Here is a 12,506-nt window from a genome sequence, read left to right on the forward strand (position 1 = left end):
GGGTATCGCGACGCACTACTCGACCAGCGACGTGGGCAGCACGCCCTAGACGAATGCCGCGGTTCCCGTGATCGCTCGGCCGACGATGAGGGTGTTCATCTCACGGGTGCCCTCGTAGGAGTACACCGCCTCGGCGTCGTTGAAGAACCGGATGACGTCGTAGTCGAGCACGATGCCGTTGCCGCCGAAGATCTCGCGAGCCCATGCAACGGTCTCGCGCATGCGGGAGGTTGCGAACGCCTTCGCGAGAGCCGAGTGCTCGTCGCGCTGGGTGCCTGCGTCGAGCATCCGAGACACCTGAACGACGACGCCGAGCGACGCTGTGATGTTCGCCAGCGACTTGGCGAGCAGGTCTTGCACGAGCTGGTGCGAGGCGATCGGCTTGCCGAACTGGATGCGCTCCGACGCGTAACGCACGGCGGCCTCGTATGCACCGACCGCGAGGCCGACAGCGGCCCACGCAACTTCGGCGCGGGTGGCGCGCAGCACCTTGGCGGTGTCGCGGAACGAGTTCGCGTTCTGCAGTCGCAGCGACTCGGGAACCCGCACGTCGGTCAGGGTGATGTCGGCGTTCTGAACGGCACGCAGCGACTGCTTGCCCTCGATCTTCGTCGCCGTGTAGCCGGGCGTCTCGGTGGGAACGATGAAACCCTTGACCTGGCCGTCGGCGACATCCTTCGCCCAGATGATCGTGACGTCGCTGAAGGTCGCATTGCCGATCCAGCGCTTGGAGCCGTTGATAACCCACTCGTCGCCCTGGCGCTCCGCCGTGGTGCGCAGGCCCTGCGCCGAGTCCGAGCCGGAGAGCGGCTCGGTGAGACCGAATGCTCCGATGACCTCGCCGGAGGCCAGCTTCGGCAGCCACTCGTCGCGCTGCTCCTGCGAGCCGCATGCGCTCACCGCCCCGGCCGCGAGTCCGTTCTGCACACCGACGTACGTCGCGACGGAACCGTCGATGCGTCCGAGCTCCAGTGCGACGAACCCGCGGAACACGGCCGAGTTCGGGAACGGCTTGGTCTCGTCCCAGGCGAACGCCGCGACACCGAGGCGGTGGAGCTCGGGGATGACCTGCTTCGGGAACTCCGCACGCTCCCAGTACTCGTTGGCGATCGGCCGCACCTCCGTCTCGAGGTAAGCGCGGAGCGCCGCGATCGCGTCCTTCTCCTGATCGGTGAGTTCGTTCTCGAACCCGTAGAAGTCCGCCGCGAGAGGCTCGAATGCCATGACTGCTCCAGTGCTAGATGGTGGCCGAGGTGCGCATCACAGCCTAGGCAGCGGCATCCTGACCGCCCAAGGCGATTGGTACTCTGCGACTAACGAGACGAAAGGGCGGGTGCGGATGTTTGTGCGCATCGACAACACCCCTCGCGACTACGCGTGGGGTTCCTTGCACGGCATCGCCGACCTGCTGGGAAGGACGGCCTCCGGACGCCCTGAGGCCGAGCTCTGGCTCGGGGCGCATCCCGGATGCCCGAGCGTGCTCGTGCCGCCGATCGGAGACGCGACGACCCTGGCGGGTCTGATCTCGGCCGACCCCGGCGCGACACTCGGGCGGGAGTGGCTCGACTACGAGCGGGGAGCCGAGGAGCGGGTCGAGGCGATCGAGCGCGCCGATCATCGCGAGCCCGTTCTCGGGGGGGCTGAGCTTGCTCCTCACCTCGGCTATCTGCTCAAGGTGCTGTCGGCGTCCGCACCGCTGTCCATCCAGGCACACCCGTCGCCCGAGCAGGCGCTCGCCGGGTTCGAGCGCGAGAACGCGCTCGGGGTGCCGCTGGACTCTCCTGAGCGCAACTACAAGGACCCGTTCCACAAGCCGGAGATGATCTACCCGGTCACCCCGTTCGACGCACTGTGCGGGTTCCGCGCGGTCGAAGACTCGCTCGCCGCGATCGACGAGCTGATCGCGATCGGCAGGGCGGAGGCCCTGCCACGGGACGAGATCGAGGTGCTGCGGGGCATCCTCGCCGCCGGTGACGACGACGAGTCCGCGTTGCGCGCCGCCGTCGGGTTGCTGCTCGGGGGAGGGGACGCCGCCGAGGAGATCGTGCAGCAGGCGACCGAGATCGCACACGCGCCGAGGGGCGAGTCCGCAGAGGAGCTCGACATCGTTCGACTGCTCGCGGATTTCGCGCCCGGCGACCCCGGCGTGGTGCTCGCGCTGCTGCTGAACAGGGTCTCGTTGCAACCGGGTGAGGCGCTCTACCTGCCGGCGGGGAACATCCATGCCTACCTCTCCGGAACGGGCATCGAGCTCATGGCGGCCTCGGACAACGTGCTGCGTGGCGGCCTGACCCCGAAGCACATCGATGTGCCGGAGTTGCTGCGCGTGCTCGACTTCACGCCCGTCGCGGTGCCGCTGCTGTCGCCGTCGAGCGACGGAGCCGTCGAGCTGTTCGCGCCCGACGTGCCCGACTTCGCGCTCGCGCACGTGACGGCGGATGCCTCACTCGAGCCGTCCGGGCCGGCGATCGTGCTCTGCACCGCAGGCTCGGCGACCGTGCTGGGCGCCATGGGCGAGATCGAGATCGAGCGTGGCCAGGCCTGCTACATCACTCCGGACGAGGGAGATCTGCGCTTCGCCGTGCAGCCGGGCGGCGAGCTCTTCGTCGCGATGCCGAACCTGTAAGCGCGCCAGAGCGTCGCCCGTGGCGACGATAGGTTTGATGTCATGTCTTGGTTGGTGACCGGCGGTGCCGGCTACATCGGGTCCCATGTTGTACGCGCGTTCGGTGAGGCGGGCATCGACACCGTCGTGATCGACGATCTCTCCAGCGGGCACGAGTCGTTCGTCGCAGGGGGCGAGCAGTTCGTGCGGGGCACCATCCTCGACGGTGAGCTGCTCGCGCGCACCTTTGCCGAGCATCCGATCACGGGCGTGATGCACATCGCCGGGTTCAAGTACGCGGGTGTCTCCGTGCAGCGGCCTCTGCACACCTATGAACAGAACGTCACGGGGACGGCCACTCTGCTCGCCGCGATGGAGGGCGCGGGCATCGACACGATCGTGTTCTCCTCGAGTGCGGCGGTCTACGGCACCCCCGACGTCGATCTCGTGACGGAAGACACCCCGAAGGCGCCGGAGTCGCCGTACGGCGAGTCGAAGCTGATCGGGGAGTGGCTGCTGCGCGATCAGGGGATCGCACGCGGCGTCAAGCATTCCAGCCTGCGGTACTTCAACGTCGTCGGGTCCGGATACGGGGACCTCTTCGACACGAGTCCCCACAACCTCTTTCCGCTGGTTTTCGATGCGCTCCTCGACGGCCGCACTCCGCGCATCAACGGCAACGACTATCCAACGCCCGACGGCACGTGCGTGCGCGACTACGTGCACGTCTCAGACCTGGCTCGTTCGCACGTCGCAGCCGCCCAGCGGCTCGAGGCGGGCGACCCGATCGAGGCCGCGTACAACCTGGGCAGCGGTGACGGCGTCTCGGTCGGCGAGATCATGTCGACGGTCGCCGAGGTGACCGGCATCGACTTCACTCCTGAGATCGCGCCGCGACGCCAGGGGGACCCTGCGCGCATCGTGGCATCGGGGGTCCTCGCCGCCCGAGACCTCGACTGGAAGATGCGCCACAGCCTCGCCGACATGGTTGCCAGCGCGTGGCACGCGCGGCAGCGAGCGACCGTCGCCTGACCCCCTCCGACAAATCGTTGCGGGTTTCTCGGCGAGTCGCGAACCCTCCAGCCCGAGTTGAGGCTTTACGATTCGCGACTTGACGCGATCGAACTACACCGGTGTAATTAGTGAAACGCCCCGTGTGGAAACACACACGGTGCGCGTGGCAACACACGTGGGGAGATCGATATGGCGAATAGCGAATATCGACCGGGGGTACCTGAAAACTGGTTCGTCGATCCTGTTCGGCTGGGGGTGCCGGGGGTTTCGTCGCGCGCAGAGGATGATGAAGAGAATCCTCTGTCGTGGCAATCGGATGCGCTGTGCGCGCAGACCGACCCTGAGGCGTTCTTTCCCGAGAAGGGCGGATCGACCAGGGATGCCAAGAAGATCTGCACTTCATGCGAGGTGCGGGCTCAGTGCCTGGAGTACGCACTCCAGAACGACGAGCGCTTCGGCATCTGGGGTGGCCTCTCGGAACGAGAACGTCGCAAGCTGCGTCGACGCGCCGGCTGATTTCGGCGCCGTCCTAGAGACGCCGTTTCGGGTCGAACGGTCGCGAGCTGCAGGGTTTCGGGCTGCAGCTCGCGAGTTTCGCCGTCGTTGAGCCTACGGTCGCGCGTCGTTCACTGAGTTGCTCCTGCACCAATTCGGGGAGCACGCGACCCTGGTACCCGGTATTGGGCGCGCTCCTGCCTAGGCTTGCCGCGATGCCTCCGACAGTCACCGCGATCCTCGTCGCACACCGCGACCCCGAGCACCTCAGACGCAGCCTGGATGCCGTCGCAGCGCAGTCCCGTCCTGTCGACTCGCTCATCGTGATCGGCGTCGCATCGGACGAGAAGACCACCGCGGTCGCCGCCGAGGCCTCGCCGGACCACCTGCTGGCGTCCACCGAGAAGCTTCCGTACGGAACCGCGCTGGGCGTCGCGGCCCGCGTCGTTCCGCCCGCGACATCCGACGACGACTGGTTGTGGTTCCTCGGCCAGGACACCGCGCCCGAGCCGGAGGCCCTCGCGCGCCTCATGGACACCGTCGCGGTCTCGCCGTCCGTCGCCGTTGCAGGGCCCAAACACGTCGACTGGGACGACGGCTCGGTGATCCGTGAGCTCGGGCTTTCGATGACCCCGTACGGCACCACTGTCGCCGTCGTCGAGGACGAGCTCGACCAGGCACAGCACGACCGCACGAGCGACATGCTCGCCGTGCCAGCGGCAGGCATGCTGATCCGGCAGAACGTCTGGGAGTCGCTCGGCGGCTTCGATCCGGGGCTCCCGGTGTTCGACGACGGGCTCGACCTGTGCGTTCGGGCGCGTCTGGCGGGACACAGGGTCGTCATCGTTCCCGCCTCGCGGGTCGCCTCGGCGGGCGACGGCGTCAGCGGCCCGAAGCGGTCGCCGAAGGGACGCCAGAGGCGACGCCAGCACCGTCACAAGCGCGCCGCGCAGTTGCACCGGCGTATGGCATATGCAGCGGCCATTTCGCTGGTGTTCCACTGGCTCTCTCTTGTGCCCCTCGCGGTCATCCGATCGATCGGCTTCTTGATCGGCAAGCAGCCGGGTGCCATCGGGGGCGAGCTCGCCGCGGCCTTCTCCACGGCGTTCGGCGGGAGCCGCGTCGGCCAGGCGCGATCGGCCATCAAACGGGTTCGCACCGTCAAGTGGAGCGCGATCGCGCCACTGCGCATCCCTCACGTCGAGGTGCGGCGTGCCCGCGCGCAGAAGCGCGAGGCGAGCCTCGTTCGCATGCACGGCGAACGCCGGGAGGTCAACTTCTTCAGCGGTGGCGGCGCTTGGGTCGTGCTGGCGATGGCGCTGATGAGCATCGCGCTGTTCGCGCCGCTGCTCGGGTCGTCGCAGATCAGCGGCGGGGGTCTTCTCCCGCTGAGCGACATCGGAACGCTCTGGTCGAATGTCGGCTACGGCTGGCGCAACATCGGCATCGGATTCGTCGGAGCTGCCGATCCGTTCGGCGCGGTGCTCGCCGTGCTCGGCTCGCTCACATTCTGGCAGCCGTCGTTCTCGCTCGAGCTGCTCTGGTTCGCTGCGCTGCCGCTGGCGGCTCTCGGCGGCTGGTTCCTCGCAACGCGGCTCACCCACCGGGCGGTGCTCCGCGCGACGTTCGCCATCGTCTGGGCACTCGCGCCCATGCTGTTCGCGGCCCTGCAGGAGGGCCGGCCTGCCGCAGTGATCGTGCACCTGCTGCTGCCCTGGCTGTTCTTCGCGGGCACGGCAGCGAAGCGCTCCTGGGCTGCGGCGGCGACCACGGCCCTGCTCGCTGCTGTCATCGTCGCGTGCTCGCCGCTACTTGCTCCCGCACTCGCCGTGGCATGGATCGTCGCTGCGGCTCTCAGCGGTCGCGGCGTAGGGCGCGTGCTGTGCATCCCCATTCCGACCCTCGTGCTGTTCGGCCCCCTGGTGTGGCAGCAGACCATGCGCGGCACCCCGCTCGCGGTCTTCGCCGACCCCGGCGTTCCGCTGCCCGGCCCGATGGCTCATCCGCTGCACATCGCGCTCGGTTTCCCCGATTCGGCCCTCGGCGGATGGCAGACCATCGCAGCGCAGTTCGGGATGCCCGGCACGGTGCCGTCGATCATCGTGCCGATTCTGGTGGCGCCCCTCGCCATCCTCGCGCTCCTCGCACTCTTCCTGCGTGGCACGATCCGAGCCACCCTGTGCCTCGTCGGCGCCCTGCTCGGATTCGCGACGGCGGTGCTCGCCGCCCAGGTGTCGTTCGCGACTTCCGGCGCGTCCCCCGTCCCGCTCTGGACGGGAAGCGCGCTGAGCCTCTTCTGGCTCGGACTCATCGCTGCGGCGACCATGGCGCTGGTCGCCCTCGGACGGTTCGCCATCATCCCGGCGACCGTCACGATCGTGCTCATCGCGGTCGCCGTTGCACCGTTGGCGATCGCGGTGCCGCTTCAGACTTCGGCCATCACCGCCGGACCGGGTACGACGCTCCCCGCCTACGTCACCGCGAAGGCGCAGACCGACCCGCGCACCGGCACGCTCCAGCTCACGCCGCAGTCCAATGGAACGCTCGCGGCTCAACTGGTGCACGGCACGGGGGTGACGCTCGATGACCAGAGCACGCTGAGTTCGACGACGAGGGTTCTCAGCGGCCAGGAGAAGCAGCTCGCGACGCTCGCCGGCAACCTCGCGTCGATCAGCGGCATGGACGACTCCGTGCTGCTGAAGCACTTCGGCGTCTCGTTCGTGCTGTTGCAGACCACGGCGGGGGAGGGAACCTCGCGCGCCTCGGCGACCCAGTCGCGGGCCGAGACGGCGCTCGACGCCAACGCCCTTCTGACGCAGGTCGCCTCGACGGACGACTCGATGCTGTGGAGCGTGCCGAAGCAGACGACCAGCGTGCCCATTCCGGCGGATGCCGGCGGATGGCAGCGCGTGGTCGACCTGATCCTGCTCGGCGTGGTGTTCGGGGTGACACTTCTGCTCGCGCTGCCGACCGGGCGCACCGAGCTCGGAACGCTGGGCCGTCCGACCGCCGAGGAGCTCACCTCGCCACCCGGCGCCGCGTCACGACGCAGGAGGAAGCGCGCCGAGGCCGAGAAGGATGGCGCACCTCCTGACGAAAAGTCGGAGGACTCGAGCGCCGAGGACTCGAGCACCGAGGACTCGAGCACCGAGGGCTCGGACGCCGAGGAGCCGAGCCCGGACGACTCGAGCGCAGAGGAGTCGAGCACGGGGAAGCCGAGCACCGAGGAAGCCGCTGGCGCCGACATCCAGAGCGAGGATGCGCCTACCGAGGGAGCGACAACCGAGGAAGCGCCGACCGAGGACACGGGTCCCGTCGTGCGCACCGACGATGCCCACTGGCCGACCCAGCCGCGAGCAGAGGCACTGCAGTCCGGCTCGAAGACCGAGGAGGGCGATCAGCATGCCGAGTAAGCGTTCGATCGCCCGCGGCGGGGCGCGCATCCTCGCCGGCGTCATCGGCACAGGAGTCGCCGTCATCGCCCTCGCCGCGGCCGCCCTGCTTCCACTGCCGCAGGTGCACGTCATCCCGCCCGGGCGCACGGTCACGCCGGTTCCCGCCGACCAGCAGCGCGTCTGCCCAGGGGGCCTCCTCGATCAGGCGGACCTGACCAGCGCGTCGTCTCTCTCCTCGTTCGGGTCGCCGACCACGACGACTGTGGCGTCCACGGCCATCCAGAGCAAGGATCTTGCGACCCCCAGTGTGCAGGGCGGGGGCTCCAGTGCCCCTCAGTTGATCAGCACGCAGACGTCAGGCACCAAGGTTCGGCCGCTCATCGCGGGCGCGCAGTCCCAGGAGGCATCCCAGTCCGACATCGCGGGACTCGCCGCCGCCGCGTGCGGTGAGGCCGACTCGGACAGCTGGCTGGTCGCCGGTGCGACGACCCTCGGCGCCTCGAGCCTCGTGATGCTGAGCAACCCCTCTGCGGTGCAGGCGACCGTCGACCTCACCGTGTATACCGAAGCGGGCGTTGCACAGGCGCCCGCGGCGCGCGGCATCGTCGTCCGAGCCGGGTCGCAGCTCGTCGTACCGCTCGCGGGCATCGTGCCGAACGCGCAGGCCTCCGTCGTGCACGTGCAGGCGACGGGCGGCAGCGTGTACCCGTCGCTGCAGCAGAGCGCGGTGCAGGGGCTGGCCCCCCAGGGGGTCGAGCTCGTGGGACCGACCGCGTCGCCGTCGCAGAACCTGGTCATCCCTGGCATGGTCGTCGCGAACACGTCGCGTCTGAACAGCGGCTCTGACGGCGGGTCGAGCCTTCTGCCGTCGGTGCGGCTGCTGGCACCCGGCACGTCCACCGTGCACGCGACAGTGACGGCCACCTCCGAGTCGGGAGGCAAGATCGTCGCGACCACCCAGGCAACCCTGCAGGGCGGCACGGTGCGCGAGGTCACGTTCGACCACATCATCGACGGCTCGTACACAGTCCAGGTCAAGGCGGATGCCCCGCTCGTCGCGGCCGCACGTACAGTCGACGCCCTCGGTGCGCCGTCGAAGGGGGAGTCGGCGACGGCGCAGGCCGAGGCCGCCACGCAGGACTTCGCCTGGTTCGTCGCCTCGTCGCCGCTGCAGAAGACGACGCTGCTGGCGGTGGCGTCCGGTGGATCCCCGACGTTGCACCTCGACAACGAGACCGGAGCAGCGGCAACGGTGACGCTCGCAAGGGACGGTTCGGCATCGAAGTCGGTGAAGGTGTCGGCCGGGTCATCCGTCTCGGCGTCGGTGGCCGGCGAGTCGACGTACACGCTGCAGGGGACGAGTGGTCTGCGGGCATCAATCAGCCTGACTGCGGACGGCGCGTCATCGTCCTACGCCCTGAACCCTCCGGGGCCGCTCGCGCAACCGATCACCGTCTACCCGAGGTGATCGGCGGACCCGAGGTAGTCGGTCGGCGCCAGCAGGCCGGATGACCGGTCAGTAGTGTCCGAAGCGGCCGGGCGCCAGATCCCACGGGTCCTTGCCGAGCAGCTCGGCGACCGCGCGGAACACGCAGCTCTCCACGAGCATCTTGCGGTGCAGGTCGTCGTCACGGTGCAGCTTGGCGAGACGCTCGATCGGCACCCGGTACAGGATGATCGCGTTGTTCACGGGATCCACCCCCCACCGCTCCACCTCGTCGGGACCGAGCGCGGATGACGGGGCTGCTGCGATCTGCACGCGCATGCTCGACAGCTGTTCGGGCCAGATGCCCTTGAGGAAGTCCGCCGTCGACGCGACGGTCATCTCGAACACGTCGATGCGGTCCTGCAGGAGTGGCAGATGGGGGCCGGTGACGGGGCCTCGTGCACCCCGGCCGTGCCGGTTCGAGCGCCGCACGGGACTGGCGTAGCGAACGGGCCGGGATCGAGGCATGTCAGTCATCCTAGGGGCGACGTCGCGGGGGTGGAGCGTCGGCGCAGACTGTTCTCGCGAGACTGCACCGCTGCCCCGAGACCGCGGGCGGCGCCCGCTGCTACGGCGTGGGCGTGCAGTCTCGCGTGCGGACGCGTGGCCAGCGCGCCGACGTCGGTGGCGCCGAGTAATCTGGTGCACTGATGACGGCCAGATCGTGCTCCAAGGTCGCGTGCTCCCGTGAAGCCGTGGCCACTCTCACGTACGACTACGCGGACTCGATGGTGGTGCTCGGTCCCTTGTCGATCGCGCACGAGCCGCACACCTACGACCTCTGTGCGATCCACGCTGACCGTCTCTCGGCACCGCAGGGATGGCAGGTGGTGCGTCACCACGTGGTCGGGGGCACCCTCGACTGACTCGCGGCTCCCGGCGAGCCGTCCGAACGCCGGCCGGGCCGTGGCCATGACGGTCGTAACACCGATGGAGTCGCCTGCGAGAATGGACGCATGACCTCTCTCTCCACCGCGCCCGCCGGCGCGAGCCAGGCAGGCACGCGCGAGTTCGAGTACCGGGTGCGCGACCTCGCGCTCGCCGAGTCGGGGCGGCACCAGCTGCGGCTTGCCGAGCACGAGATGCCCGGCCTGATGGCGTTGCGTGCCGAGTTCGGCGAGTCGCAGCCGCTTGCGGGTGCGCGCATCGCCGGCTCGCTGCACATGACCGTGCAGACCGCCGTACTGATCGAGACGTTGGTGGCGCTCGGTGCACGCGTGCGGTGGGCGAGCTGCAACATCTTCTCGACACAAGACGAAGCGGCTGCCGCGGTCGTCGTGGGTCCGAACGGCACGCCGGAGCGGCCGCAGGGCGTCCCGGTGTTCGCCTGGAAGGGCGAGACGCTGGAGGAGTACTGGTGGTGCACCTCCCGCATCTTCGACTGGAGCGCAGAGGCCGGAGCCGATCGTCAGGCAGGGGCATCCGACGCCGACTTCACGGGGCCGAACCTCATCCTGGACGACGGTGGCGATGCGACACTGCTCGTGCACCTGGGCGCCCGGTTCGAGGGCGAGGGTGCCGTGGCGGATGACGGCCCGGGCGATTCGCACGAGTATCGGGTCATCCTCGACCTGCTCCGCTCCTCGCTCGCCGAGTCGTCCGACCGCTGGACACTGGTCGCCGACGGCATCACCGGCGTCACCGAGGAGACCACCACCGGCGCACACCGGCTGTACGAGCTGGAGCGCGACGGCCTGCTGCGGTTCCCCGCGATCAACGTGAACGACTCGGTCACCAAGTCGAAGTTCGACAACAAGTACGGCATCCGTCACTCGCTCGTCGACGGGCTCAACCGGGCCACCGACGTTCTGATCGGCGGCAAGGTGGCGTTCGTGGCCGGCTACGGCGACGTGGGCAAGGGTGCGGCGGAGGCGCTTCGCGGCCAGGGCGCCCGCGTCATCGTGAGCGAGGTCGACCCGATCAACGCGTTGCAGGCCGCGATGGACGGCTTCCAGGTCGCGCGTCTGGAGTCGGTGATCGGCGAGGTGGACATCCTCATCACGGGCACGGGCAACAAGAACGTCGTGCGGCTGGAGCACCTTCTCGGTCTCAAGCACCTGGCGATCGTGGCCAACGTCGGTCACTTCGACAACGAGATCGACATGGCGGCGCTCGAAGCGCTCGACGGCGCAGAGAAGGTGGAGATCAAGCCGCAGGTGCACGAGTGGCGGCTGCCGAACGGACGCAGCGTGCTCGTGCTCAGCGAGGGACGCCTGATGAACCTGGGCAACGCCACGGGACACCCGTCGTTCGTGATGAGCAACTCGTTCACGAACCAGGTGCTCGGTCAGATGGAGCTGCACACGAACACCGAGGCGTACCCGATCGGTGTCTACACGCTGCCCAAGGTGCTCGATGAGAAGGTCGCGAGGCTGCACCTGGATGCCCTCGGCGTCGAGCTCACTCGCCTCACGTCCGAGCAGGCCGCCTACATCGGCGTCGACCCTGACGGCCCCTACAAGTCGGACCAGTACCGTTATTAGGCCTTAGGCACTCCGCTGGTCGAGTAGCGCGGCGCCAGCGGCACGCGTATCGAGACCCATTTCAGCGGTCTCGATACGCGTCGACCTGCGATAGGCGACTACTCGACCTGCGATAGGCGACTACTCGACCAGCGGCAGGCGACTACGGGGTCCGCCGCGGGAATCCCGGCGGGAGCGCGGTGAGGGCGCCCTGAACAGAGTCCAAGCGCGCTCGCTCGCCCATCAGTGCTGCGTACTCGCGGTCTCTGCGCTCGGCGGCGACCGCCACCAGGAATGAGAACGCGTCTGTGTTCGGCAGGGGAGAGACGTAGGCCGATGCCTCGCGTGCGAGGTCTGTCGAGACGCGAGCGCGGGCATCCGGGGTCAGCGTTTCGGAGTGCCTGAGGAACTCGGCGATGCGGCGGGAGAGCGACGGCGGCAGGGTTGCGACATCGGCGATCTGCGCCCAGCCGGCCAGGTGCGGCGGCGATTCCAGGCCGGGTCGTGGTGCCGCCGGCATCCGCTGGAGTTGCGAGTACGTTCCGGCGAGAAGGTCGCCGAGGCGCTTCGAGCGCGGGCTGAGCAGCCCGGCGATCGCCGCGATGCCGCCGAACGTGAGGTAGATCTCGACAGCGCCGACCAGCGAGCGCACGAACGTGTGGCGCAACTGCGTGCTGCCGCCGTCGTCGCGAACGATGCGCGCTCCGATGGCGAGCTTGCCGAGGCTGCGGCCGTGACTGAGCGCCTCGATGAGCATCGGCACGACGACGAACATGAGCACGACGGCGGCGACCTGCAGCGAGGCGATCGCAGCGGGGTCGAGGCTGTGAGCGGCCGCCGAGATGCCCCAGATCACCAGGGCGAGCACAGAGTAGATCACAGCCACGTCGATGACGAGGCCCGCGGCGCGCAGCACGAAGGTCGCCGGTCGAGCATCCAGCGACACGGCCTCGCCCGTGAACTGCCGATCGGCATCGCCGTACTGCGCCAGCGTCGTATCGACGAACCGGGTGCCGCCCGCGACCTCGCCCGCCATGGCTACCATCTAA

10 protein-coding genes are annotated in these 12,506 nt (G+C 68.9%); 7 read left to right on the top strand and 3 right to left on the bottom strand.

The genetic code is table 11. The features are described from left to right. Positions 1-45: 45 nt before the first annotated feature. Positions 46-1,224 (bottom strand): acyl-CoA dehydrogenase family protein, encoded by a 1,179-nt coding sequence (locus ACYVDN_RS00995; RefSeq protein ID WP_460567560.1) that lies wholly within the window; start codon positions 1,222-1,224, stop codon positions 46-48. Positions 1,225-1,339: 115 nt separating this feature from the next. Between ACYVDN_RS00995 and manA the strand changes: the two genes are divergently transcribed. The 5 genes from manA to ACYVDN_RS01020 all read left to right on the top strand — a co-directional run bounded on the left by manA (position 1,340) and on the right by ACYVDN_RS01020 (position 8,977). Next, a complete protein-coding gene (gene manA / locus ACYVDN_RS01000; RefSeq protein WP_460567562.1) occupies positions 1,340-2,626 on the top strand; it encodes a class I mannose-6-phosphate isomerase in 1,287 nt (428 codons plus the stop codon). A gap of 42 nt (positions 2,627-2,668) precedes the next feature. Further along, a complete protein-coding gene (gene galE / locus ACYVDN_RS01005; protein ID WP_460567564.1) occupies positions 2,669-3,637 on the top strand; it encodes an NAD-dependent epimerase/dehydratase family protein in 969 nt (322 codons plus the stop codon). Positions 3,638-3,808: 171 nt separating this feature from the next. Continuing rightward, positions 3,809-4,135 (top strand): WhiB family transcriptional regulator, encoded by a 327-nt coding sequence (locus tag ACYVDN_RS01010; protein WP_460567566.1) that lies wholly within the window; start codon positions 3,809-3,811, stop codon positions 4,133-4,135. Positions 4,136-4,329: 194 nt separating this feature from the next. Beyond that, positions 4,330-7,527, top strand: coding sequence for a glycosyltransferase family 2 protein (locus ACYVDN_RS01015; RefSeq protein ID WP_460567568.1), 3,198 nt, complete (start codon positions 4,330-4,332; stop codon positions 7,525-7,527). Continuing rightward, on the top strand, positions 7,517-8,977 hold the full coding sequence (locus ACYVDN_RS01020) for a DUF5719 family protein (RefSeq protein ID WP_460567570.1): 1,461 nt from the start codon (positions 7,517-7,519) through the stop codon (positions 8,975-8,977). Before ACYVDN_RS01015 ends, ACYVDN_RS01020 begins: the two co-directional genes overlap by 11 nt. Before the next feature lie 48 nt (positions 8,978-9,025). Here the strand turns inward: ACYVDN_RS01020 and ACYVDN_RS01025 are convergent, their stop codons facing one another. Next, positions 9,026-9,463 carry a metallopeptidase family protein gene (locus ACYVDN_RS01025; RefSeq protein ID WP_460567572.1) on the bottom strand — a complete coding sequence of 146 codons (438 nt, stop codon included), beginning with the start codon at positions 9,461-9,463 and terminating at the stop codon, positions 9,026-9,028. 182 nt (positions 9,464-9,645) lie between these two features. On the opposite strand from ACYVDN_RS01025, the gene ACYVDN_RS01030 reads away from it, so the two are divergent. Continuing rightward, on the top strand, positions 9,646-9,861 hold the full coding sequence (locus ACYVDN_RS01030) for a DUF3499 family protein (protein ID WP_460567574.1): 216 nt from the start codon (positions 9,646-9,648) through the stop codon (positions 9,859-9,861). Positions 9,862-9,951: 90 nt separating this feature from the next. Then, positions 9,952-11,478: an adenosylhomocysteinase gene (gene ahcY, locus ACYVDN_RS01035; protein ID WP_460567576.1), complete on the top strand. Its 1,527-nt coding sequence runs from the start codon at positions 9,952-9,954 to the stop codon at positions 11,476-11,478. 142 nt (positions 11,479-11,620) lie between these two features. On the opposite strand, the gene ACYVDN_RS01040 is transcribed toward ahcY, so the two are convergent. Continuing rightward, positions 11,621-12,493, bottom strand: coding sequence for an RDD family protein (locus ACYVDN_RS01040; protein ID WP_460567578.1), 873 nt, complete (start codon positions 12,491-12,493; stop codon positions 11,621-11,623). Positions 12,494-12,506: the final 13 nt, after the last annotated feature.

The organism is Humibacter soli, assembly GCF_054779035.1.

Coding starts and splice junctions, on each gene's coding strand:
- ACYVDN_RS01010 (WP_460567566.1), top strand. CDS start 3,809: ATGGCGAATAGCGAATATCGACCGGGGGTACCTGAAAACTGGTTCGTC.
- ACYVDN_RS01030 (WP_460567574.1), top strand. CDS start 9,646: ATGACGGCCAGATCGTGCTCCAAGGTCGCGTGCTCCCGTGAAGCCGTG.
- ahcY (WP_460567576.1), top strand. CDS start 9,952: ATGACCTCTCTCTCCACCGCGCCCGCCGGCGCGAGCCAGGCAGGCACG.
- ACYVDN_RS01015 (WP_460567568.1), top strand. CDS start 4,330: ATGCCTCCGACAGTCACCGCGATCCTCGTCGCACACCGCGACCCCGAG.
- ACYVDN_RS01025 (WP_460567572.1), bottom strand. CDS start 9,463: ATGCCTCGATCCCGGCCCGTTCGCTACGCCAGTCCCGTGCGGCGCTCG.
- galE (WP_460567564.1), top strand. CDS start 2,669: ATGTCTTGGTTGGTGACCGGCGGTGCCGGCTACATCGGGTCCCATGTT.
- manA (WP_460567562.1), top strand. CDS start 1,340: ATGTTTGTGCGCATCGACAACACCCCTCGCGACTACGCGTGGGGTTCC.
- ACYVDN_RS00995 (WP_460567560.1), bottom strand. CDS start 1,224: ATGGCATTCGAGCCTCTCGCGGCGGACTTCTACGGGTTCGAGAACGAA.
- ACYVDN_RS01020 (WP_460567570.1), top strand. CDS start 7,517: ATGCCGAGTAAGCGTTCGATCGCCCGCGGCGGGGCGCGCATCCTCGCC.
- ACYVDN_RS01040 (WP_460567578.1), bottom strand. CDS start 12,493: ATGGCGGGCGAGGTCGCGGGCGGCACCCGGTTCGTCGATACGACGCTG.